24 protein-coding genes are annotated in these 20,814 nt (G+C 62.9%); 4 read left to right on the forward strand and 20 right to left on the reverse strand.

Features of this window, described 5'->3' with window-relative positions; translation table 11 throughout:
• Positions 1 to 431 precede the first annotated feature (431 nt).
• The 17 genes from ftsH to NKH33_RS06310 form a co-directional block, all read right to left on the reverse strand.
• Positions 432 to 2,357 carry an ATP-dependent zinc metalloprotease FtsH gene (gene ftsH / locus NKH33_RS06230; protein WP_023677989.1) on the reverse strand — a complete coding sequence of 642 codons (1,926 nt, stop codon included), beginning with the start codon at positions 2,355 to 2,357 and terminating at the stop codon, positions 432 to 434.
• Between the two features lie 106 nt (positions 2,358 to 2,463).
• The gene (gene tilS, locus NKH33_RS06235; RefSeq protein ID WP_352918484.1) at positions 2,464 to 3,897 is read right to left on the reverse strand and encodes a tRNA lysidine(34) synthetase TilS; all 1,434 of its coding nucleotides are present in this window, start codon (positions 3,895 to 3,897) and stop codon (positions 2,464 to 2,466) included.
• Between the two features lie 54 nt (positions 3,898 to 3,951).
• Positions 3,952 to 5,061 (reverse strand): tol-pal system protein YbgF, encoded by a 1,110-nt coding sequence (gene ybgF / locus NKH33_RS06240; RefSeq protein WP_352918486.1) that lies wholly within the window; start codon positions 5,059 to 5,061, stop codon positions 3,952 to 3,954.
• A gap of 174 nt (positions 5,062 to 5,235) precedes the next feature.
• Positions 5,236 to 5,742 (reverse strand): peptidoglycan-associated lipoprotein Pal, encoded by a 507-nt coding sequence (gene pal / locus NKH33_RS06245; protein ID WP_023677992.1) that lies wholly within the window; start codon positions 5,740 to 5,742, stop codon positions 5,236 to 5,238.
• A gap of 238 nt (positions 5,743 to 5,980) precedes the next feature.
• Positions 5,981 to 6,358, reverse strand: coding sequence for a four helix bundle protein (locus NKH33_RS06250; RefSeq protein ID WP_352918488.1), 378 nt, complete (start codon positions 6,356 to 6,358; stop codon positions 5,981 to 5,983).
• A 34-nt stretch (positions 6,359 to 6,392) separates the two neighbouring features.
• Positions 6,393 to 7,703 (reverse strand): Tol-Pal system beta propeller repeat protein TolB, encoded by a 1,311-nt coding sequence (gene tolB, locus NKH33_RS06255; RefSeq protein ID WP_352918490.1) that lies wholly within the window; start codon positions 7,701 to 7,703, stop codon positions 6,393 to 6,395.
• Positions 7,704 to 7,731: 28 nt separating this feature from the next.
• A complete protein-coding gene (gene tolA, locus NKH33_RS06260; RefSeq protein WP_352500781.1) occupies positions 7,732 to 8,898 on the reverse strand; it encodes a cell envelope integrity protein TolA in 1,167 nt (388 codons plus the stop codon).
• Positions 8,899 to 8,905: 7 nt separating this feature from the next.
• Complete coding sequence (gene tolR, locus NKH33_RS06265) at positions 8,906 to 9,364, reverse strand: protein TolR (RefSeq protein ID WP_023677996.1); 459 nt, start codon at positions 9,362 to 9,364, stop codon at positions 8,906 to 8,908.
• A 9-nt stretch (positions 9,365 to 9,373) separates the two neighbouring features.
• Positions 9,374 to 10,084 (reverse strand): protein TolQ, encoded by a 711-nt coding sequence (gene tolQ / locus NKH33_RS06270; protein ID WP_023677997.1) that lies wholly within the window; start codon positions 10,082 to 10,084, stop codon positions 9,374 to 9,376.
• Between the two features lie 295 nt (positions 10,085 to 10,379).
• Positions 10,380 to 10,850, reverse strand: a complete 471-nt coding sequence (ybgC, locus tag NKH33_RS06275) for a tol-pal system-associated acyl-CoA thioesterase (RefSeq protein ID WP_352540302.1) — start codon at positions 10,848 to 10,850, stop codon at positions 10,380 to 10,382.
• A 127-nt stretch (positions 10,851 to 10,977) separates the two neighbouring features.
• Positions 10,978 to 12,018 carry a Holliday junction branch migration DNA helicase RuvB gene (gene ruvB, locus NKH33_RS06280; protein ID WP_352454896.1) on the reverse strand — a complete coding sequence of 347 codons (1,041 nt, stop codon included), beginning with the start codon at positions 12,016 to 12,018 and terminating at the stop codon, positions 10,978 to 10,980.
• A 46-nt stretch (positions 12,019 to 12,064) separates the two neighbouring features.
• On the reverse strand, positions 12,065 to 12,349 hold the full coding sequence (locus NKH33_RS06285) for an AbrB/MazE/SpoVT family DNA-binding domain-containing protein (protein WP_352918493.1): 285 nt from the start codon (positions 12,347 to 12,349) through the stop codon (positions 12,065 to 12,067).
• 40 nt (positions 12,350 to 12,389) lie between these two features.
• The gene (gene ruvA / locus NKH33_RS06290) at positions 12,390 to 13,010 is read right to left on the reverse strand and encodes a Holliday junction branch migration protein RuvA (RefSeq protein WP_352918495.1); all 621 of its coding nucleotides are present in this window, start codon (positions 13,008 to 13,010) and stop codon (positions 12,390 to 12,392) included.
• 13 nt (positions 13,011 to 13,023) lie between these two features.
• Positions 13,024 to 13,446: a type II toxin-antitoxin system VapC family toxin gene (locus NKH33_RS06295; protein ID WP_352471201.1), complete on the reverse strand. Its 423-nt coding sequence runs from the start codon at positions 13,444 to 13,446 to the stop codon at positions 13,024 to 13,026.
• A complete protein-coding gene (locus NKH33_RS06300) occupies positions 13,424 to 13,693 on the reverse strand; it encodes an AbrB/MazE/SpoVT family DNA-binding domain-containing protein (protein WP_352918497.1) in 270 nt (89 codons plus the stop codon). Before NKH33_RS06300 ends, NKH33_RS06295 begins: the two co-directional genes overlap by 23 nt.
• Before the next feature lie 56 nt (positions 13,694 to 13,749).
• On the reverse strand, positions 13,750 to 14,262 hold the full coding sequence (gene ruvC / locus NKH33_RS06305; RefSeq protein WP_352918499.1) for a crossover junction endodeoxyribonuclease RuvC: 513 nt from the start codon (positions 14,260 to 14,262) through the stop codon (positions 13,750 to 13,752).
• 263 nt (positions 14,263 to 14,525) lie between these two features.
• Positions 14,526 to 15,380 carry an SDR family oxidoreductase gene (locus NKH33_RS06310; protein ID WP_352918501.1) on the reverse strand — a complete coding sequence of 285 codons (855 nt, stop codon included), beginning with the start codon at positions 15,378 to 15,380 and terminating at the stop codon, positions 14,526 to 14,528.
• 192 nt (positions 15,381 to 15,572) lie between these two features.
• Between NKH33_RS06310 and NKH33_RS06315 the strand changes: the two genes are divergently transcribed.
• The gene (locus NKH33_RS06315; protein ID WP_352918503.1) at positions 15,573 to 15,890 is read left to right on the forward strand and encodes a winged helix-turn-helix transcriptional regulator; all 318 of its coding nucleotides are present in this window, start codon (positions 15,573 to 15,575) and stop codon (positions 15,888 to 15,890) included.
• A gap of 38 nt (positions 15,891 to 15,928) precedes the next feature.
• Here NKH33_RS06315 and rcdA read toward each other — a convergent pair whose 3' ends face one another.
• Entirely contained in the window at positions 15,929 to 16,456 is a 528-nt protein-coding gene (gene rcdA, locus NKH33_RS06320; RefSeq protein ID WP_352767611.1) for a protease adaptor protein RcdA, read from the reverse strand.
• 604 nt (positions 16,457 to 17,060) lie between these two features.
• Between rcdA and NKH33_RS06325 the strand changes: the two genes are divergently transcribed.
• Positions 17,061 to 17,612: a DUF2269 family protein gene (locus tag NKH33_RS06325; protein ID WP_352918504.1), complete on the forward strand. Its 552-nt coding sequence runs from the start codon at positions 17,061 to 17,063 to the stop codon at positions 17,610 to 17,612.
• A 40-nt stretch (positions 17,613 to 17,652) separates the two neighbouring features.
• On the opposite strand, the gene NKH33_RS06330 is transcribed toward NKH33_RS06325, so the two are convergent.
• Positions 17,653 to 18,423, reverse strand: a complete 771-nt coding sequence (locus NKH33_RS06330; RefSeq protein ID WP_352450835.1) for a sulfite exporter TauE/SafE family protein — start codon at positions 18,421 to 18,423, stop codon at positions 17,653 to 17,655.
• A 100-nt stretch (positions 18,424 to 18,523) separates the two neighbouring features.
• On the reverse strand, positions 18,524 to 18,973 hold the full coding sequence (locus tag NKH33_RS06335) for an Lrp/AsnC family transcriptional regulator (RefSeq protein WP_023678010.1): 450 nt from the start codon (positions 18,971 to 18,973) through the stop codon (positions 18,524 to 18,526).
• 132 nt (positions 18,974 to 19,105) lie between these two features.
• Between NKH33_RS06335 and NKH33_RS06340 the strand changes: the two genes are divergently transcribed.
• Both NKH33_RS06340 and NKH33_RS06345 read left to right on the forward strand, forming a co-directional pair.
• Positions 19,106 to 19,990: a DMT family transporter gene (locus tag NKH33_RS06340; RefSeq protein ID WP_352767607.1), complete on the forward strand. Its 885-nt coding sequence runs from the start codon at positions 19,106 to 19,108 to the stop codon at positions 19,988 to 19,990.
• Between the two features lie 176 nt (positions 19,991 to 20,166).
• Positions 20,167 to 20,814, forward strand: coding sequence for a thiamine phosphate synthase (locus NKH33_RS06345; RefSeq protein ID WP_352918506.1), 648 nt, complete (start codon positions 20,167 to 20,169; stop codon positions 20,812 to 20,814).

Below are 20,814 nucleotides of genomic sequence, written 5' to 3' on the forward strand. Positions count from 1 at the left end.
CTGTCCAGGGGACTGTCCCGCCGACATCGATGGTCGCCAGCACGCGCGACGCTCGGTCGAAAAGGAGCCTGAAATAAAAAACCCGCCTCGGCGGGCGGGTCGTCAGCGCCAATTGGCACCATACCTAAATTAGTAGCATAGCTGCCGGCACAAAGCAAGAACAAAACGTGGCACCGCCGACAAAAAATGCGAGCTTCATTCTCCGGCGCGCTTTGTCGATCTTCCCGAAATCGTCAACGAGGATGATAGAAGGCCCCATTCCCTTCGCGCTCCTCTCTGTCCTGCCGGACATCTCCCCCACGAGGCGGGAGATTGGCCGTCATCGTCACTTTCGCCAATTTCCAGCGATGCAGGAAGGGTCGCATTCCCCAAGAGAAAACGCCGCGGTTAGAGCCGCGGCGTTTCGAAGTCGATCTGTCCTGGGCCGGAGCCTAGCTTGATGGCTGGGGTTCCATGCCGCCTTCGGGCTCGGGGCCTTTCTTGCGGCGGCCGGACTTCGGCACGGCCGAGCCGCGGCTCGGCGGCGTGTCGTCGCCAAGGTCGCGCGCGGGCTTATTGCCGGCGATCAGCTGCTTGATCTCCTCGCCGGACAGCGTCTCGTATTCGAGCAGGCCCTGCGCCAGCGCGATCCATTCCTTCTTTTTCTTGGTCAGGATGGACCTTGCCGTCGAATAGGCCTCGTCGATCAGCCGGCGCACTTCGGCGTCGATGATCTGCGCCGTCTCTTCCGAGATGTTCTGCGTGCGCGCCACCGAATGGCCGAGGAACACCTCCTCCTGGTTGTCGCCATAGGCGACATGGCCGAGCTTGTCGGAGAAGCCCCAGCGCGTCACCATGGCACGCGCCAGCTTGGTCGCCTGCTCGATATCGGAGGAGGCGCCGGAGGTGATGTTCTCCTTACCGAACTTGAACTCCTCGGCGACACGGCCGCCCATCATGATGGCGAGGCGCGAGATCATGTATTTGTAGCTCATCGAATAGCGGTCGCCTTCCGGCAGCTGCATGACCATGCCGAGTGCCCGGCCGCGCGGAATGATGGTCGCCTTGTGCAGCGGATCGGCCGACGGCACGTTGAGCGCCAGGATGGCATGACCAGCCTCGTGATAGGCGGTCAGCTCCTTCTCGGCCTGTGTCATCGCCGACGAGCGGCGCTCGGCGCCCATCATGATCTTGTCCTTGGCGTCCTCGAATTCGGCCATGGTGACGAGGCGCTTGTTGCGCCGCGCCGCCATCAGGGCGGACTCGTTGACCAGGTTCATCAGATCGGCGCCGGAAAAGCCCGGCGTGCCGCGCGCGATCACCTTGAGGTCGACATTGGGCGCCAGCGGCACGTTGCGCACATGCACCTTCAGGATCTTCTCGCGGCCGACGATGTCGGGGTTCGGCACCACCACCTGGCGGTCGAAGCGGCCCGGCCTCAGCAGCGCCGGATCGAGCACGTCTGGCCGGTTGGTGGCGGCGATCAGGATGATGCTTTCGTTGGATTCGAAGCCATCCATCTCGACCAGCAACTGGTTCAGCGTCTGCTCGCGTTCATCATTGCCGCCGCCGAGGCCGGCGCCGCGATGGCGGCCGACCGCGTCGATTTCGTCGATGAAGATGATGCAAGGCGCGTTCTTCTTGGCCTGGTCGAACATGTCGCGAACGCGGCTTGCGCCGACGCCGACGAACATCTCGACGAAGTCCGAGCCCGAAATGGTGAAGAACGGCACGTTGGCTTCACCCGCGACCGAGCGGGCGAGCAGCGTCTTGCCGGTTCCAGGAGGACCGACGAGCAGCACACCGCGCGGGATCTTGCCGCCGAGCCGCTGGAATTTCTGCGGGTCGCGCAGGAACTCGACGATCTCTTCCAGATCTTCCTTGGCTTCGTCGACGCCGGCGACGTCCTGGAAGGTGACGCGGCCATGTGCTTCGGTCAAAAGCTTGGCCTTCGACTTGCCGAAGCCCATGGCGCGGCCGGAACCGGACTGCATCTGGCGCATGAAGAATATCCAGACGCCGAGGATGAGGATCATCGGCAGCCAGGAGATCAGGGTGCCGAACAGCGAATTGGAGCCGTCGGATTCAGGACGCGCATTGATGGTGACATTCTTGTCCTGCAGCCGCGAAACCAGTGACGGGTCCCCAGGCGAATAGGTCTGGAAGCCGTTGGAACTGTCCGTGTAATTGCCGGAGATACGGGCGCCGGCGATGGTCACCGACTTGATCCGTCCCGCCGCGACTTCCTGCAGGAACTGCGAATAGGGAACATCGCTCGAGGCTCCACGCGTCTGCGGCGTCTGGAAAAGATTGAAGAGAGCGATGAGCAGGACCGCTATGATCGCCCAGAGCGCGAGGTTGCGATAATTCGGATTCATCAATTGTCCCGTTGGCGCCCGCTGGGCGGACACGCGTCGTGAGAGGAAACTTGGCCCTAACATAGGGAGAGCGTCTCCCATTGCCAAGCATAACAGCAGGTCTCGGTTAAGCTTTCGCCCGTGGTAGGCCGGCATTGTGGCCGCCGAACGGCACGGCTGGAACCGGCGCCGCGCCAAGCAACGCGGCGACGGCATCGGCCGGCGCCAGATCGAAGGACGGCAGGAAACGGGCGAAGGGCGCGACTGCCGGATATGCGGCGACAGCCGCCGGCATCGGGCCTTCCCCGGGCAAACCCGGGCCTTCCCCCAGCAAACCAAGGCATTCGCCATCCCGCCAGAGCGCCGGCTCGGCGGCCAAGGCGGCACGCACAAGGCTTGCCGGCGTGCCATGCCCTTCAATTGCCCGCTTTGCGGCAAGAGCCGCCCCGAGCGGTGCTATCAACAGCGGCGCGATCAACAATGCACCTGGGCTGTCGCCCAATGTGATCCGTCTGCGGCCGTCCCACAGGGCATTGCCGGAAACCGCAACAGCGGGCGGCAGATCGCGCAATTCGCGGTGCAGAAAGATGCCGGTACGCCGGGCATCGACCACGGTCCGCGACAATGTGGCACAAAGCGGCCCGGTGCGGAACCGGCCGAAAAGGGCTTCGCTGCGGGCCTGGTCGGGAAGGAAGGCGGTGCCGCCGGTCGCCGCCAGCAGGATGCGCAGCGCATAAATGGCCGACCGGCTGTCGGCGGCCGTCGCAAAATCCCGATCGAGCCGGACGAGGCCGGCGGCCGGCCTGGAGGCCAAGCTGCGGATCAGCATGGCCGCGCGATGTCCCAGCTGCTCACGCTCGACCGCCGCCTTTCTGGCCAGCGCCATAGCTTCAGCCATGCGAGGCGCATCGTCGCCTTCAACAAGTGCTGCGCGGACGCGCGGCCGCTCGAAAGCGGTGTCGGCATTGGTCGGATCTTCGATCCAGGCAACCTGTTCGCGTCGCAGCAATTCGCGCAGCTCAGCACGCCGCACGCGGAGCAGCGGCCGCACGATCCAGTGCCGCCACTCGTAGAGGGTTGCCGGCGCCATGCCGGCAAGGCCCCGCGCTTCGTCGCGCGGCCTCTCCTCACCTGGCCCGTCGTCACGTGCTTGCCGCATCAGCACGGTCTCGGCCTGGTCGTCGGCGGTGTGGCCGGTCAGGATCAGGCCGATGCCTGCCGCTTCGGCCGCCTCGGCGAGCAGCCGGTAGCGGGCTTCGCGCGCGGCGGCGGGCAGGCCGGTCGATGGTTTGTGCCCCGACCAGGCGAGGACGCGATGGGCAATGCCGCGCGCCGCGCACAGCCTGGCCACGGCTTGCGCTTCCGCTGCCGCTTGCGGCCGCAATTGATGATCGATCGTTACCGCCAGCAATTTCGTTGCCGGGGCGTTACGATCGAGATGGGCTTTGAGGAGGAGGAGAAGGGCGGTCGAGTCGCTGCCGCCGGACACGGCCGCAACAGCGCCGTTGGAAAAGTCGATCCGCGAAAAATCCGAAAGGTCAGGCTCGCTGTCGAGCGTCATGCATGTCGCCCAAGCGTGGGCCCGGTTTTGCGGCAACGACACGCAACGGAAAAACTAGCACGCCGCGAGTGCCCTTTCCTGCTTGACCCGCTCCTTGAGCGCGCCGGAAATATCGGGGTAGCGCTTGCCGATCTCGCTGAAAGTGGCACAGGCCACGTCGCGCTGCTTCAGCCCGACCAGTGAAACGCCGAGCTTCAGCAGCATGTCTGGCGCCTTCTTGGCCTTGGGATAGTCCTTGCTGGCAGCGAGGAAAGTCTCGGCCGCATCGCGGTATTTCTGCTGGCCGAGCAGCGATTCACCGAGCCAGTAATGCGCGTCCGCCGCCTTGGCGTCCCGGGGAAAACGGGCGATATGGTCGCGGAAGCCCTGTTCGGCGGTGCTGTAGTCGCCCGACAGGATGAACTGGTAAGAGTTGCGGTAAAGCTCCTCCGGATCGTTGGTCGACGGGAGTGCCGCAACCACCGTATCGTCGGATTTACCGGCCTTGTTCCCGGCTGCGCTGGCGCCGTTGGCTGGGGCCGTATTCTGCTGCGGCGCATTCGCTTGCGCATTGCCATCGGCTTCGACGACATTGCCGTTTTTGTCGACGGTGATGGTGCCGAACGTCTTGGGCGGCGCGCCGGGGATCAGCTTGCCGGGATCGCCGTTGGGCGATTCGACGATGACGTCCTCGACGCTCTTGTCGCCGTCTGCCGCCTTGCCCGCATCGGCCGGAGCCGGCGTCCCCGGCGCCTCCGCCACGTTACTGTCGCCGTTGGGGCTGTCGCTGCTGGGCGCGGCCTCGGACTTCTTCTGCTCGGCCGGCTGTTGCGCGCCTTGCGGACCGCCTTCCAGCTGCTGGAAGCGGAATTCGTTGTCTTCCTGCTGCTTGCGGATCTGCTCCTGCATCTGCAGGACCTGGAAATTGAGTTCCTCGATCTTGCCATTCATCTGCCGGAGCTGTTCCTCCAGCGCCGGAGTGCCGGTACCATCCTGTTGCGCGAATTGAACCTGATCCGGCTTTTTCTTTTCGCCGAAAATGCCGGGCAGTTTGATCGTCGGCAGGTGGAAGGAAAAACCGCTTTCCGATGACTGCCCGGTGCCGTTTGCCCCGTCAGCAAGTGCCGCGATACTTGATACGAGCAGCAGCGCAAGCGTGCCGCTCAAGACCGATCTGAAATGCATGTGCCTCTCGCCGTGAAACCGTTAGCCTGTTGCGCGCCCTCCCAACCGAAGTGGCCAGGCGCCCTCGGCTCTTAACAGGACGTGAGACTTCGGCCAAATTTTGTTTGGGGCGGGCAGATATGAAAAAGGCGGCCTTTTGGCCGCCTTTCGCACCAGGTGTTGCATTTATGCCGATCAGGAGCCGGCGCCGCCCAGCGTGGTTACGGCGCGGCGGTTCTGCGACCAGCAGGAGATGTCGTCGCAAACCGCGACCGGACGCTCCTTGCCGTAGGAAATGGTCTTCAGACGCTGCGCCGAAACGCCCTTGGCGACCAGGAAGTCGCGTGTGGCGGCAGCACGGCGGGCGCCGAGCGCCAGATTGTATTCGCGCGTGCCGCGCTCGTCGGCATGGCCTTCGATGACGATGGCATACTGCTTGTACTGGTTCAGCCACTGCGCCTGGCGCGACAGCGTCGTCTGCGCATCGGCGCGGATCGAGGACGAATCGGTGTCGAAGAAGATGCGGTCGCCGATGTTGACGGTAAAGTCCTGGGCCGATCCGGGCGTTGCCGCGCCGGCGCCGTTGAGGCCGAGATCGGCGGCGCTGTTCGGCGTCTTCTTCGAGGCGCAACCGGTGATCGCGAGCATCGCGACCAGCGCGATCATGACCGGGTTTGTGGTAAGTGCTGCGATACGGCCCATGCCGCCTCTCCTTCGCAATTCGAGTGATTTCATTGATCGTCCAGTAACCACGTTTGGGTTAACCGACGCTCAAGAAACACGGTTAAAATTTGGTTTCGGCTGCCGTCCGCAACCGTTCTGCCGAGGGGCGACAATGAGCGCGGACCGTAGGCGGAAATGCGGCTAAAACATGAAAAAAGAGGGAATTGAGGAACTGAGGAATTGAGGAACCGAGGAATCGAGGAATTGAGCAAAGAGATCACCTCAGCTTCTTTCTGAGATTGACCAGCACTCCGTAGATACGGGCGTAGGATTGCAACCAATCGTCGCGTTGCGCCTGTGTGATGTACTCGAGGTCGAACGCATACGAAATCCAGGTCTCCACCTCACTGCATGATCCTATGGCCATTGAAATGAAGCGTGCGAATTCGGGCTTGGAGTGAGTCTGTTTGGCAAAGCCTTCGGCCAAATTGGCGCAGATCGCCTTGCTGGAACGACGTAGTTGATCGGCGAGCGCGTATTGCTCCATTTTCGGAAACGCAAGCGTGGCTCTGTGTACCCCAAGGGAAACCGCATAGGCACGCTTATAGACTTCTAAATCCCTCGCGTGCTCGATGTAGACCCCTGCCTTCTCCATTCTTCAGTTCTTCAATTCCTCAATTCTTCTTCCATCACTCCAGCAGCGGCGACCAGGCCGGATCCGAGGCGAAGTTCGCCGTCGGGATCGACTGTTCGTTGCGGCCGGTGAGATCGACCGAAACAAGTTTTGGTCCGCCATTGGAATCGCGGAAGAACATCAGCACCCGGCCGTTGGGCGCCCAGGTCGGCCCTTCCTGCTGAAAGCCGGTGGACAGGATGCGCTCACCCGACCCGTCGGTGCGCATGACGCCGATCTGGAATTCGCCGCCGGTCTGCTTGGTGAAGGCGATGAGATCGCCGCGCGGCGACCACACCGGCGTCGAATAGACGCCGTCGCCGAACGAGATGCGGGTCTGGCCCGAGCCGTCGGCGCCCATCACGTAGATCTGCGCACGGCCGCCGCGATCCGAGGTGAACACCACCTTGCTGCCGTCAGGCGAGTAGGACGGTGAGGTGTCGATGGCGGTCGAGTTGGTGAGCCTGGTCGTCGAGCGGCTTCTCAGATCCATGGCGAAGATGTTGGAATTGCCGTCATCGCGCAGCAGGCTCATGATCACCTTCTGGCCGTCCGGCGAAAAGCGCGGCGCAAACGTCATGCCGGGGAAATTGCCGACCAGCTCGCGCTGCCCCGTCTCGATCTGCAGCAGGTACACCCGCGGCTGACCGCTTTCATAGGACATGTAGGTGATTTCCTGCCGGTTCGGCGAGAAGCGCGGCGTCAGCACGATCGATTTGCCGTTCGAGAGATAGCGGACGTTGGCGCCGTCCTGGTCCATGATGGCTAGCCGCTTCTTGCGCGCATTCTTGGCACCGGACTCGTCGATGAAGACGACGCGCGTGTCGAAATAGCCCTTCTCGCCGGTCAGCCGCTCGTAGATCGCATCGGCGATGATATGGCCGACGCGCCTGGTATTAGCGTCGTTGGCGAAGAACTGTTCGCCCGAGAGCTGCTGGCCGGCGAAGGCGTCCCACAGCCGGTACTGGGCGCGGACACGGCCGTCGGCTTCCTTGCCGACGCTGCCGGTGACCAAAGCCTGGGCGTTGATTACCTTCCAGTCCTCGAAGCGGGGCGTGGCATCCGGGTTGGAGATCTTTTCAATGAAAGCGCTCTTGTCGATCGGAGCAAACAGGCCCGAGCGCTTCAAATCGTCGATGACGATCCCCGATATCTCCGCGCCCAACGCGTCGCCCGATTGAAAGTCGGTGATGGCGATCGGCAGAGGCTCGATATTGGGTTGAGTCAAATCGAGTTGGACCAACGCCTTTGCCGGCAGCGCGGCGAGCCCGCTCATGGCGGTCGCAATCGTGCCGATCAGCATCAGCGTCGTAAGCAACTTCTTCATTCGTTCAGCCTCGTTGTTCTCTCGGCAATCAATACATGTCGCTGGGGATGAAATTGACCTCGACCTCGTTCCATCCCAGTTCGCCGTCATACTTTGCGACGGGCAGATTGTAGGGCGCACATCGCAGCACTGCGCGCCGCGCTGCTTCCGAGGCAACTCGGGAGCCCATTGAGCCATCGCCTGCGGATCCGACTTCCGGAGCGCCGTCGATCTCGCCATTTTGAGTGAGCTTCATCCTGATGGTGACTTTTTGGCTGTCGCCATCGAATGTGCCGGGTGTCACACTCCAGCAGCGTTTGATCTGGGCCTTCAGGCCATCAAGCTCGCTCTGCGAGAGTTTGGTGCCTTGGTTCTTCTCGCCGCCGAGCGAAGCCTGCTGGGTCGAGCGCTTGGCGCCGCCGCCGGACGGTTTCTGCTTGTCCAGCAGCGCCGAAATCTCGTCGGCATTGAATTGCTTGTCGTCCGATTTCGGCCTGGACGAGGCTTCCTTGACCGGCTTGTCGGTGTCCTTGCGCTCCGGCGCCTTCGCGCTTTCAGCCTGGGCCGGCTGCGGCTTCGGCCGAGCCTCGGGCGCCGGCGCCGAGTCCGGAAGCTGCGCCTCCTCGGTCGGCGGTTGCTTGGCAATCGCCTCGGCGACGGCATCCGGCTTGACCTCGGGCTGCGGATCGATCGCGGCGGTCTTGTCCTGCGGCGGCGTGGGCGTCGGCTCCTTGGCCGGCGTCGGCTTGGGATCGGTCTGCTTGACCGGTTCGGGCTTGACCTCTTCCTTCGGCTGCGGCACCGGCGCTACCTCCGTTGCGGGAATAGGCTTCGGCTTTTCCGGCGGCTTCGGCACGTCCTCGGGCTTGGGCTTTTCGACCGGCGTCGGCGCGGGTGGCGGAGCCGCCGTCATATCGACCGGCTTGGGCTTGGCCTCAGGCGTCGGCGGCTTGTCGGTATCGATGCTGTTCTCGCCGACTTTCTGGGCATCGGGAACGATGTCGGGACGCTGTGTCGGCAGCGGCGCCGGCTTTTCGTGCATCACGGCTTTCTTGTCGCCCTGCAAAACCTGCGAGACGGCCTCCATCGGCACAATGTCGACTGCGACCGACTCGACATCGGACGACGGAAGCGCAGCCGGCGCCGACAGCGTGAACAGCCCGAAGGCGATCGCCACCGTATGCAAGATCACCGATGTGGTGAGGCCGGTCCTCATCTCGCGTTTATTGATCCTGTTTCGGCAGTGTAATCAGGCCGAGGTTCTTGTAGCCGGCGTCCTGGATGAGACCCATGACCACCATCGCGTCGCCATAATTGGTGGTCTTGTCGCCCTTGACGTAAATGCGCTCTTCGTAGCCGGTCTTAGAAATCGCCTTCAGCTTGGCGATCAGCTCCTCCTGCGGAATTTCGGTCTCCTGTACGAAGATCTTGCCTGTGCCGTCGATCGTAATCGTAATCGGCTGGGTATCGGCGTTCATCGCCTTGGCCTTCGTCTCCGGCAGGGTGACCGGCACGCCGACCGTCAACATGGGTGCGGCGACCATGAAGATGATCAGCAGCACCAGCATCACGTCGACCATCGGCGTGACATTGATTTCCGATATCATCGCGTGATGGCGGCCGCGCCGCCTGTGGCCTCGACCACCGCGTCCTCCGCCACCCGCGCCTACAGACATTCCCATGATCGTTCCTCAGGCCTTCTGCGCGACTTTTTCATCGATTTGGCGCGAGAGTATGGCGGAGAACTCATCCGCGAACCCTTCCATGCGGACGGCGATCTTGCTCGCGTCGGACGACAGCTTGTTGTAGGCGATGACGGCGGGGATGGCGGCGAGCAGGCCGATGGCCGTCGCCAGCAGCGCTTCGGCGATGCCGGGCGCGACCACCGACAGGCTGGTGTTCTTCGAAGCGGCGATCGCCTGGAACGAGGTCATGATGCCGATCACGGTGCCGAACAGGCCGATGAAGGGCGCCGCCGAGCCGGTGGTGGCGAGGAAGCCGAGCCGCCCTTCCAGCTTTTCCATCTCGCGGGTCAGCGCCAGATCCATAGCCTTGTCGATGCGGGTCTGCAGGCCGAGCGGCGATTTTGCGCCCTTCTCGAAGCTCTTCTTCCATTCGCGCATGGCGGCGACGAAGATCGCGCTCATGCCGGTCGTCTTGCGGTCGGCGAGCGTGCGGTAAAGCTCTTCCAGCGACTGCCCCGACCAGAACACCTGTTCGAAGCGGTTGAGCGCCAGCCGCATGCGGGCATAGGCGACGAGCTTGTCGACGATGATCGCCCAGGTCCAGATCGAGGCACCAAGCAGCCCGATCATGACCAGCTTGACCACCCAACCGGCCTGCATGAACAAGGCCCAAATCGATAAATGCGCGCCCGGTTCGGCGAGAGCGATGTTTTCCATGTTACGTCCTTAAAGATTTTCGGGGCGTGGCTGGCGGCTGGCCCATGGGCATCCCTTGTGGTCCGTTCGCGTTAAGCTTGCGGAATAACCCCAAATGCACCGTTGGCGGCCTTTTCGGGGCAAATATTGGTGAAAGGAAGGCGCTTGGATTCTTCCAATCTTAACCAATCCCTTCATGGACCGTTATGGTTAAGGATGGGTTAGGACGTACAGCGCGGCGCATTGCCGCGCCCCGACGACCAGCCCGGCGATCCTCGCCTCGACCGGGAGCTCCGGATCTTCCGCCTCTGAACTCTTATTTGCGCGTTCCGGGCATGAAGGCTGCCACCCAATCCTTGGGAAAGCGCCGCGGCCGGCCGTTCTCGCCGACGATCGCCGCTTCGACCCGCGCCTCGACCAGCACTTCGCTGCCGCGCTTCAATTGCTGCGCCATGACGATGCGCGCGCCGGAAATCTCGTCGGTGCGCGTATCGATGGTCAGGATGTCATCCATGCGGGCCGAACCGCGGAAGTCGATCTCCATGCGCCGCACCACCCAGACTATTTTCTCGCCATGCTTGCCGTCGGCAAGCTCGGTGTGGTGGACGCCAGCCAGCCGCAGATAGTCGGACCGGCCGCGCTCGAAGAATTCGAGATAGCGCGCGTGGTAGACGACGCCGGAAAAATCGGTGTCGGCATAATACACCCGCGCCATCAGTCGATGGCCGAATTCCGTTAGCGCGCCGGAAAGTCCGGCGGACAATGCCGATTCACCGTGATCGTCCATTGCGCTGTCCTTTTGGCCCGACAGGCCCTGTTTCAAGCAACACCTGTTTTGCGCATAGACCGGCGATGATCAAGACCTGGAGGGCTGGGCCGGGGACTGCCAGCACCGAAGCCATAAGCAGCGGAACCTAGGGTTCTTCCTGGAACAGGCTGATCTGCTGCTGCGCCAGGTCCTTTGGCGCGTCGAGGCCGAGATGCCGCCAGGCATTGGCCGCCAGCACGCGGCCGCGCGGGGTACGCATGATGAAGCCTTGCTGGATCAGAAAGGGTTCGATGATGTCCTCGATGGCATCGCGCGGCTCGGAAAGCCCGGCCGCGATGGTCTCGATGCCGACCGGCCCGCCGCCGAAATTCCGGGCGATCATCGACAGATAACGGCGGTCGAGCGCGTCGAGGCCGAGCCCGTCGACCTCCAGCCGCGTCAGCGCCTCGTCGGCGATCTTGCGGTCGACATGGCCGTCGCCGGCAACGCTGGCGAAGTCGCGCACCCGGCGCAACAGCCGGCCGGCGATGCGCGGCGTGCCGCGCGCCCTCCGGGCGATCTCCAAAGCACCGTCGTCGCCGAGCGGCATGGCAAGGATGCGGGCGCCGCGCCGCACGATCTGCTCGAGTTCCTCGACCGAGTAGAAATTGAGCCGCACCGGAATGCCGAACCGGTCGCGCAGCGGGTTGGTCAACAGGCCGAGCCGGGTGGTGGCGGCGACAAGCGTGAAGCGGGCAAGGTCGATCTTGACCGAGCGCGCCGCCGGCCCCTCGCCGATGATCAGGTCGAGCTGGAAATCCTCCATCGCCGGATAGAGGATTTCCTCGACCGCCGGGTTGAGCCGGTGGATCTCGTCGATGAACAGCACGTCGCGGTCTTCGAGGTTGGTGAGCAGCGCCGCGAGATCACCGGCCTTGGCGATGACCGGACCCGAGGTCGAGCGGAAATTGACGCCAAGCTCGCGCGCCATGATCTGCGCCAGCGTCGTTTTGCCGAGGCCAGGCGGGCCAACGAACAGCACATGGTCGAGCGCTTCGCTGCGCCCCTTGGCGGCTTCGATGAAGACTTTGAGATTGGCCCGCACCGCCGCCTGGCCGACAAAGTCGCCAAGCGTCTGCGGCCGCAAGGTCTGCTCGGCGTCCTCGCCGCGTCTGTCGGGAGCAATGAGGCGTGGCGAAAGGCTCATGCGCATACCGCCCGAAAGAAAAAGTTTGTATCGATACCAATCAACGTCACCCGGCATCCTCTCGTTCGTCGCCGTGCTCCTTGCCAACAGCATGGCGGCCCACTGCATCTCTTACCACCGCGTCGATCTGTTCCAGCGCAGCAGGCCCGTCAGGTGGATCGCCTAGAAATCCAGCGACGTCGGCAAATTCGAGATTGCGCGGCGTTCCTATCAGGAGACCATCCACGACCGTCCCCGCAACAGTATCGCCTGACTTGAGCGACAACTCGTTCCGGACTTTCTTTGGAATCGTAAGCTGCCCCCTGGAGGTCAAGCTTGCATATCCGACCATGCTCTTGTTCCTAGTCGGAATTTATTTGTCGGGCAACGTCTCAGCGTGCCAGCTCCTTCAGCCCGAAGCGGATCAGCTTCGATGCGTCCGCCTCCTCGCCTGCCGTCTTCAGCGCCGCCGCCACCGCATTGGCGGCGGTGTCACGCGAATAGCCGAGATTGACCAGCGCCGAGACGGCGTCGGTAATCGGCGCCGAGGCAACGCCCTCACCGAGCTCCTGCTTCAGGCCGATGGTGCCGGAGGCAGTGCCCGCATAGGCCGGCGCCTTGTTCTTCAATTCGGTGACGATGCGCTCGGCGACCTTCTTGCCGACGCCGGGCGCGCGGCTGACCATGGCGATATCGCGCAGCGCAATCGCATTGGCGAGGTCGGCCGGCGCCAGCGTCGACAGGATTGCCAGCGCCACCTTGGCGCCGACGCCCTGCACATTGTTCATCAGCAGCCGGAACCACTGGCGCTCCAGCACCGACTGGAACCCATAGAGCCGCAGCATGTCCTCGCGCACATAGGTCTCGATGAACAGCACCACCGCCTCGCCGGGCGGCGGCAATGCCGCAAGCGTGCGCGCCGAGCAATAGGCGACGTAGCCGACGCCATGCACGTCGACGATGCAGAAATCCTCGTCGATCTCGTCCAGCGTGCCTTTTAGCTTGCCGATCATTTGAGCTTGCCGATCATGCCGGGTGGGTTTCCGGAGAGATGATATCGAGGTCCGGGAAGTAGCTGCGATAGCGCGCGGCATCGCGCGTCAGCAGCCGATGCCCAGCGACAACCGCATGGGCGCCGATAAAGAAATCCGGCAGCGTTCGTTCGCCAATGCCGCCGGCGCGGCGATAGCGGGAATGCGTGACACCAGCGAGGAAGGCTGCTTCCCACGGCAGGAATTCGCGATCCATCTTGAGCATGTCGACTGCTTGGCGAAGGGCCTGTTCGGTCGCAATCAACGGCGCGAGCTCGGACCAGACGATTGCATTGATTACGAGTGCGCCGTCGCGCCGGCATGCGGTAATCGCGGATGCCGACCATTTCGTCTCCCGTCCGGCAGGACCCCAAACGTCGATCAGGACATTTGTGTCAATCAATGTCGAGATCTTCACGTGGGCCCCTCAGCCATTCCATATATTCGTTCGCCGTCATGCCTCCCAGATTCAGCGTACCGGCCATACGGCCGAGCATCTGGCTGAATCTGCGCGAGGCTTCCTCCTCCGACATGTTTTCGTCGACGGCTATGACACGAGCCCCGTCCTCGGTGGGGACGAACTCCACCTCCGAGCCCGGGCCGATACCCAGATGATCCCGTATTTCCTTCGGGATGGTCACTTGGCCCTTGGTGGTAACGCGCATGGTAATACCTCGTTGGTATTACTTATTGCCCACTGGAGAACAAGTCAAGAACAACCTTATCCGGCCAGCGCCACCATCCTGTAGGCGGCGCTCTGCCGGTGATGCGCGTGACAGATGGCGATAGCCAGCGCGTCGGCGGCGTCATCGCTGTCGAACGTCGCCTTCGGCATCAGCACCTTGACCATCATGTGGATCTGCTTTTTGTCGCCATGGCCGACGCCGATCACCGCCTTTTTGACGGCGTTTGGCGCATATTCGGCAACGACAAGGCCGGCACGCGCCGGCACCAGCATGGCGATGCCGCGTGCCTGGCCGAGTTTCAGCGTCGCTGCGGCGTCCTTGTTGACGAAAGTTTGCTCGACCGCCGCCTCCTGCGGCATCGCGGCATGCAGGACCTCGGCGAGCCCGTCATACAACTGGCAAAGACGCACCGCCAGGGCGGCCTTGTCGTCGGACCGCACCGTGCCGGAAGCGACGAAGCGCAGCGAATTGCCGAGGCTCTCGACGATGCCCCAGCCGGTGCGCCTCAGCCCCGGATCGATGCCGATGATGCGAATCGCTTCCCCCATCCGTCAAGTCTACCTTCGGGGGACAGCGATGCCAGCGAAATGTGAAACAAACCAGAAACAGCAAGCCGAGTCTGTTTAGAGAATGTTTGAGAATCGTTCTGGCGAGACAGATAGCGTGGTTTTCGAGACCGGAGCGGAGCGTACATAAGTACGCGAGCACCGGAAGCGCGGAAAGCTGCGCTAGTCTTGTCGTTTGAATAACTGTTGGCGCGAGCGACAGACGGTCCTCTGAACCTTTGGCGGATGTGACAGCCATCTCGGTTTCAACCGCGCAATGCTGCCGCAACGACGCTCTCCAGTGGCGTTGTCGGTCGACCGATCAGCCGGCTCATGGCGCCGCCGTCATCGAACAACGCTCCGCGTGAGGCTGCAATGTCGGCATCGGCCAGGATAGCGGCGAGATCGGCGGGCAGCCCGGCGCCTGTCAACACGCCCTCATAGGCCACCCCGGCAAGATCGTTGTAGGCGATCGCCTTGCCCGATTGCCGCGAGACCTTCGCCGCAAGCTCGGCGAGCGTGAACGCTTGGTCCGCCGCGAGCTCGTAAATCCTCCCTGCTTGATCCTCGCTCGTCAGCACCACGGCCGCGGCCTCGGCATAATCCTGCCGCGCCGCGGACGAGAAGCGCCCCTCATTTGCGGCGCCGATGAAGGCGCCGTGCTCCAGAGCCGCCGGGAGCGCCATCAGATGGTTCTCGGTGTACCAGCCGTTGCGCAGGATGACGGCGCGTAGGCCGGAGGCCGCGATGACCTCCTCCGTCTGCCGATGTTCGACCGCGAGCCTCGCGGGAGACGTGTCCGCATGCAGCATGCTTGTGTAAGCGATCAGCGAAACCCCCACCCGTTGGGCGGCCCTGATCACTGACCGATGCTGCGGCAAGCGGCCGCTGACTTCGGTCGAGGAAATCAGCAGCAGTCTATCGACGCCGGCCAGCGCCATCGGGAGCGTGTCGGGACGATTATAGTCCGCCTCCCGCACGACTACGCCGCGTTGGACAAGATCGCTGGCCTTTGCCGGATCACGAACCGCCGCAACGATCCGGCTCGCCGGAACTGTCTTCAGCAGCGCGTCGATCACGAGACGGCCAAGCTGTCCTGTTGCTCCAGTTATTGCGTACATCGTTCTGTCCATTTCGTGGTTGGATGGATTGAGAGCCTCAGATAGCGGCTCTCGTTACCCGCGGAAACCACGTATCTTGTAGTTACCATCATTTTCCGGTAACCAACTGGAAACTCACATGGAAGATGCGCCATGGTCCTCAGGATGCGAACGAAGGTGAAGGCGCTTCCCGGCTGCCCCATGTCGAGGTGCATGGCGCTGCTTGGCGGGTGCTGGACACCCGAGGTGCTCTGGTCCTTGAGCGACGGCCCGCGCCGGTTCTCCGAATTGCGCCGCGATATCCCAGCCATTTCGGCGAAGGTGCTGACCGGCAGGTTGCGCGATCTCGAGGGGCGTGGCGTCCTCGCACGCCACGTGATGCCGACATCGCCGCCGACCGTGGAGTATGAGCTGACGTCATTGGGGCAGGAGCTGCTCCCAGCGATCAGGTCTATCGTGGAGGTCGGATCGCGCCTGCTGCTGCGTGATTCTCCCCGCCTGATGATCGCGAGCCCATCCCTTCGCGGTTAGTCTAGATGGCCGCCGGAGTAGAATTATGAAACGGTCTCTCAGCCGCGGGCGAAAGCCGTGTTGAGCAGCGTGATCTGGTCGGAGACCGGATTGAGGCGACGGCTCGACGGCGGCACCTCGGCAAGGCCGCCATAGATCTCCTCGTCCATCCGGCGCACTAACGCCTGCAGCCGCAGCGAACGGTTGACGAGGTCGATGAAATCCGTCGGCAGCTCGGCCCAGCCGGGCGCCTCGTCATGCGCCGAGGCGGTATCGAGACGCACCTTGGATTTTTCTGAGGCCACTTGATCGCGGGTCATCTCGCCGGAATTCGCCGCCCGCTGCAAAAGCAGCCACGAGGCGACCTGCATCAGCCTGGTGGTCAGCCGCATCGATTCGGCCGCATAAAGCGTCGCCGCCAGCCTCGACAGCTTCTTGGCCTCGGCGCGGCCCTTGCCGTCGAGATATTCGGCCGCCTGCTCGACCAGGCCCATGCCTTCCTGATAGAGCGGCTTGAAGGATTGGGAGAAAACCCGGCGCTCCGCCAGCTTGATGGTTTTCGCGCTCGCCTTCGAAGGCTCGTTCATCGCTACGCCCCTGCACTTGCCTGACAGCCGGCCGATTCGGCTCTTGGCCGCCATATCCGGCAGCCTAAACGACTGAAGCTTGAAAATGCGCTTCGCTGCCAGCGAAGGCAAGCACATGTTTAACAAACGGTTAACGGCCGCATTTAGCCGGGGTTAACGGCCGCATTTAGCCGGAAGGACGCCCATGCAGGCGCACAAAAAAAGAGCCGCGGATAAGGCGGCTCTCAGGAGTTTAACAGGGAGGCGTCAAACAAAGTGGCTCCAACCACTCGGTAAGAATCCAGATCACTGGATGGACATAGTAAACGCCTGTAAAGCTTAACGAAGCCTTAACGCGGGGCATATTTTTCGATCAAGCGCCCAGCATCTGTGCCGTAACAACACAGCTGACTGGCCACGGCGCCGTTCACACCACCGCCTGGAAAGTCGGGGCGACGCGCTTGCGCCATGGTTTCCTCCAAATGGTGACCGGCTTACCGAAACAAAACGGCACTGCGCGCGACATCGTTCCGAAACAGGCGCCGCGCTAAACGCCCGTTCCTCGCAACGAGGCGGAGCAAACCTTGCGCTCCGGCAATCATGACAATCTCTCAAGGAGCGAACAATGGACTGGTACTCGGCCGTTAAATTTCTGCACATCGTCTCGGCGATCCTCTGGGTCGGCGGCGGCTTCACGCTGATGCTGCTCGCGGTACGCGCCGACCGCGCTGGAAACGTCGAAGGCATGCTGCAGGCGATGCGCGCCACCGGCGAGCTCGGCAACCGGTTCTTCGCGCCGATGTCGATGCTGACATTGCTTTTCGGCCTCATCATGTGCGGCTTCTGGGTCGGCTTTTCCGATCTGTGGGTGCTGATCGGCCTAGCCGGTTATGCGACGACCTTCTGCATCGGCATGTTCATCTTCAAGCCGACTGCCGACCGCATGGCAGGCATGATCGCCAAGGACGGCGTGACGCCGGCAGTGCTTGCCCAGGGCCAGCGCGTCCTCAGCGCCGCGCGCTTCGACTATTCGGTGATGCTGGTGATCATCGCGGACATGGTGCTGAAGCCGACGCTGCACGACATCACCATTCTGGGCTGCATGGCGTTCGTGCTGGCAACCGGCATTGCCCTGGCGCTTGGCAGGACGCGGCAGCTGCTGCCGAGTGCCGCCTGAGGTGTAAGGAATCCGGCGGCGGCCGAATGGGGCCGCCGTCTTACAGGAGGCCGGCGATGCCGTCCCACAGAAGCTTGACCGCGACGACCGCCACGGTCGCATAGGTGAAGGGATAGAACAGCTCCGGCCGCATCCGCCGCACCAGCCAGGCACCGGCGATTGTCGACAGCGGCGCCAGTGGCATCAGCACCGCCGACGCCGTCAAATTGGTGGTATCGAACTGGCCGAGCGCGAAATAAGGGATGAGCTTCAGCGCATTGGTGACGGCGAAAAAGATCGCCGCGGTGCCCGACAGCACCTTCGGATCGAGCCTGATCGGCAGCGCATAGACCTGAAAAGGCGGGCCGCCGACATGGGCGACGAAGCTGGTGAACCCGGCAACGGTACCCCAGAAGCCGGCGGCGACGCGGTTGGGCTCCGCTGCGTGGCCGGCACCGTGGCGGAGTTGCAAATAGAGCCAGCGCAGCACGAAGATCAGGGCAACCGCGCCGACGATCAGCCGCACCATCTCTTCGGTTACAAGTGCCGCCGTCAGCCAGCCAAGGGCAATGCCGATCACGGCGCCCGGCATCATGTCGGCCAGCATCTTGCGGTCGAAGATACCCCACCACGTCCACACCGAGACAATGTCCATCAGGCACAGAATTGGCAGAAGAATTGCGGCAGCCTGAACCGGCGGCATGGTCAGCGCCATCAACGGCACGCCGACAAAACCGACGGCGCCTCCGAACCCGCCTTTCGACAGGCCGACGAGGATGACGGCCGGAATGGCCGCGGCATAGAACCAGGGATCGACGAGCAGGCCTGACATGGGGAAGGGACGCTGGAGGGAAAGTTGAACTCTGGAATAGACCAGAAATGGCCAGACCGCGACCGCAAACGCAAATATGTGGGCCACGCCACCGAAATCGTCACATGTTTGGCATGTCGAGCGGCGGCGGGCGTCTCCGGATCGGCTGCGCCTTGATGATGGCGGTGCTGGTTTCGGCCTTGTCGGCGATGCGGTCGAGAATCCCGTCGAGCTCGCCGATCGAGCGGACGAACAGCCGGGCAACGAAGCAGTCATCGCCCGTCACCTTGTCGCATTCGCCGAATTCCGGGATTTCCTCGATCAGCTTCTGGACGATGTGCAGCTTGCCCGGCAATGGCCGGATGCGAACGATCGCCTGCAAGGCGTAGCCGAGCGCCTGCGGATCGATGTCAATGGTGAACGCGCGGATGACGCCGCGATCCTCAAGCCGCCGAAGCCGCTCCGAAACGCTTGGCGACGACAACCCGACCTGCAGCGCCAGTTCCTTCAGCGAGGTCCGTGAATCCTTGACCAGGATATCGAGGAGCTTTCTGTCGAGCTCGTCCAGCATTTTACAATTCCAGGAAAAAGCCGATGTCTACCTAATTAAATGAGGTTCGTCCTGTATATCACCAGCTGCAAGTCATGGAAATACCCGATCCGCCGTGGGATTATAAAATCTCAACGGGTTTCAGGAGCATCCATGGACAACACGGTACGCGGCACGATCGAAATGACGGCGGCGATGGCGATCCTCGGCACGATCGGCTGGTTCGTCGTCCTTTCCGGCCAACCTATCATGGACGTGGTGTTCTGGCGCTGTGCTTTCGGGACGGTAACGCTGCTGATCATCTGCGCGGCGCTGGGACTGCTGCGTGGCAGGCTGTCGCTTCGCATTGTCGCGATCGCGGCTCTTGGCGGTGCTGCCATCGTTATCAACTGGCTGTTGCTGTTCAGCGCGTTTTCCCGCGCGTCGATCTCGATCGCCACGGCCGTTTACAACACGCAGCCCTTCATGCTGGTGGGTTTTGGCGCGCTCTTCTTCTCCGAACGGCTGACGATGACCAAGCTGACCTGGCTCGGCATCGCCTTTGCCGGCATGCTGCTGATCGTGCAGGCCGCGCCCGATGCAGGCGATCATGGTACGGATTACTTTACCGGCATTGCGATGGCGCTGGCCGCGGCTTTCTTCTGGGCCGTTGCGGCTATCGTCACCAAGAAGCTCAAAGGCACGCCGCCGCACCTGATCGCCCTGATCCAGGTCTGCGTCGGCGTTCTCATGCTGGCACCCTTCGCCAATCTCACCCACCTTCCCGTCGATGCGCGGAGCTGGGTCATGCTGGCGACACTCGGCATCGTCCATACCGGTCTGATGTACATCCTCATGTACGGCGCCATCCAGAAGCTGCCGACGCATCTGCAGGGATCGCTGTCCTTCATCTATCCCGTCGTCGCCATCCTCGTCGATGTCGTCGCCTTCGGCCATCGGCTGCATCCGGCGCAGATCGTCGGCGCCGCCGCCATCCTGGTCGCCGCCGCCGGCATGAATCTCGGCTGGTCGCTGTGGAAATCGAAGGTGCCTGCGTAGGGGCCGCAAGCGACCGGCGGGGAGAATTTCGGCCAACGGCAGCCATGCGCCGAGCCCCATAAAATCGTTGACGGCAAACGTGATCCCCCTGCCGCCTGTTCAACTCCCGCACTTTGCTCTATGCCGCAATGCAACCATCTTCGCCCGGCATAGGCGATAACCGGGACCGAACACCAATGAATGACGCAACGCCGCCCAACCGCTGCCGCATCGTGCTGATCGCGCCGCCGAACGTGCCGGCCGAGCGCATCGCCGCGGCCTTCGACGGCGGTGACGTCGCCTCGCTTATCCTGCCGGAAAACGGTATGGACGAGGCCTCTTTCCAAGCCTTTGCCGAGCAGATCGTGCCGGTGGCGCAAGCGGCCGGCATTGCGGTCATCATTGCCGGCGACACCCGCATCGCCGGCCGCGTCCAGGCCGACGGCATTCATGTCGAGGTCGGCAAGGACGAGCTCGCCGAAACGATCGAACACTTCCAGGCCAGGATGATGGTCGGCACCGGCGGCGCCAAGACCCGCGACGATGCGCTGGAACTCGGCGAGGTCAGGCCTGATTACATTTTCTTCGGCCGTTTCGGTTACGACAACAAGCCTGAGCCGCACCCCCGCAACCTGTCGCTCGGGCAATGGTGGGCGGACGTCATCCAGATCCCCTGCATCGTCATGGCCGGATCGGATCTTGCCTCGGTGGAAGCGGTCGCCGCCACCGGCGCCGAATTCGTGGCACTGTCCAGCGCCGTTTTCGCCGACGACGTCGATCCGAAGATGGCGGTCGCCGCCGCCAACGCGCTGCTCGACGAAACCGCGCCGCGCTTCGAGGACTGA

Source organism: Mesorhizobium sp. M1182 (genome assembly GCF_040318335.1).
Classification (GTDB): Bacteria; Pseudomonadota; Alphaproteobacteria; order Rhizobiales; family Rhizobiaceae; genus Mesorhizobium.

Coding starts and splice junctions, on each gene's coding strand:
- ftsH (WP_023677989.1), bottom strand. CDS start 2,357: ATGAATCCGAATTATCGCAACCTCGCGCTCTGGGCGATCATAGCGGTC.
- tilS (WP_352918484.1), bottom strand. CDS start 3,897: ATGACGCTCGACAGCGAGCCTGACCTTTCGGATTTTTCGCGGATCGAC.
- ybgF (WP_352918486.1), bottom strand. CDS start 5,061: ATGCATTTCAGATCGGTCTTGAGCGGCACGCTTGCGCTGCTGCTCGTA.
- pal (WP_023677992.1), bottom strand. CDS start 5,742: ATGGGCCGTATCGCAGCACTTACCACAAACCCGGTCATGATCGCGCTG.
- NKH33_RS06250 (WP_352918488.1), bottom strand. CDS start 6,358: ATGGAGAAGGCAGGGGTCTACATCGAGCACGCGAGGGATTTAGAAGTC.
- tolB (WP_352918490.1), bottom strand. CDS start 7,703: ATGAAGAAGTTGCTTACGACGCTGATGCTGATCGGCACGATTGCGACC.
- tolA (WP_352500781.1), bottom strand. CDS start 8,898: ATGAGGACCGGCCTCACCACATCGGTGATCTTGCATACGGTGGCGATC.
- tolR (WP_023677996.1), bottom strand. CDS start 9,364: ATGGGAATGTCTGTAGGCGCGGGTGGCGGAGGACGCGGTGGTCGAGGC.
- tolQ (WP_023677997.1), bottom strand. CDS start 10,084: ATGGAAAACATCGCTCTCGCCGAACCGGGCGCGCATTTATCGATTTGG.
- ybgC (WP_352540302.1), bottom strand. CDS start 10,850: ATGGACGATCACGGTGAATCGGCATTGTCCGCCGGACTTTCCGGCGCG.
- ruvB (WP_352454896.1), bottom strand. CDS start 12,018: ATGAGCCTTTCGCCACGCCTCATTGCTCCCGACAGACGCGGCGAGGAC.
- NKH33_RS06285 (WP_352918493.1), bottom strand. CDS start 12,349: ATGGTCGGATATGCAAGCTTGACCTCCAGGGGGCAGCTTACGATTCCA.
- ruvA (WP_352918495.1), bottom strand. CDS start 13,010: ATGATCGGCAAGCTAAAAGGCACGCTGGACGAGATCGACGAGGATTTC.
- NKH33_RS06300 (WP_352918497.1), bottom strand. CDS start 13,693: ATGCGCGTTACCACCAAGGGCCAAGTGACCATCCCGAAGGAAATACGG.
- ruvC (WP_352918499.1), bottom strand. CDS start 14,262: ATGGGGGAAGCGATTCGCATCATCGGCATCGATCCGGGGCTGAGGCGC.
- NKH33_RS06310 (WP_352918501.1), bottom strand. CDS start 15,380: ATGTACGCAATAACTGGAGCAACAGGACAGCTTGGCCGTCTCGTGATC.
- NKH33_RS06315 (WP_352918503.1), top strand. CDS start 15,573: ATGGCGCTGCTTGGCGGGTGCTGGACACCCGAGGTGCTCTGGTCCTTG.
- rcdA (WP_352767611.1), bottom strand. CDS start 16,456: ATGAACGAGCCTTCGAAGGCGAGCGCGAAAACCATCAAGCTGGCGGAG.
- NKH33_RS06325 (WP_352918504.1), top strand. CDS start 17,061: ATGGACTGGTACTCGGCCGTTAAATTTCTGCACATCGTCTCGGCGATC.
- NKH33_RS06330 (WP_352450835.1), bottom strand. CDS start 18,423: ATGTCAGGCCTGCTCGTCGATCCCTGGTTCTATGCCGCGGCCATTCCG.
- NKH33_RS06335 (WP_023678010.1), bottom strand. CDS start 18,973: ATGCTGGACGAGCTCGACAGAAAGCTCCTCGATATCCTGGTCAAGGAT.
- NKH33_RS06340 (WP_352767607.1), top strand. CDS start 19,106: ATGGACAACACGGTACGCGGCACGATCGAAATGACGGCGGCGATGGCG.
- NKH33_RS06345 (WP_352918506.1), top strand. CDS start 20,167: ATGAATGACGCAACGCCGCCCAACCGCTGCCGCATCGTGCTGATCGCG.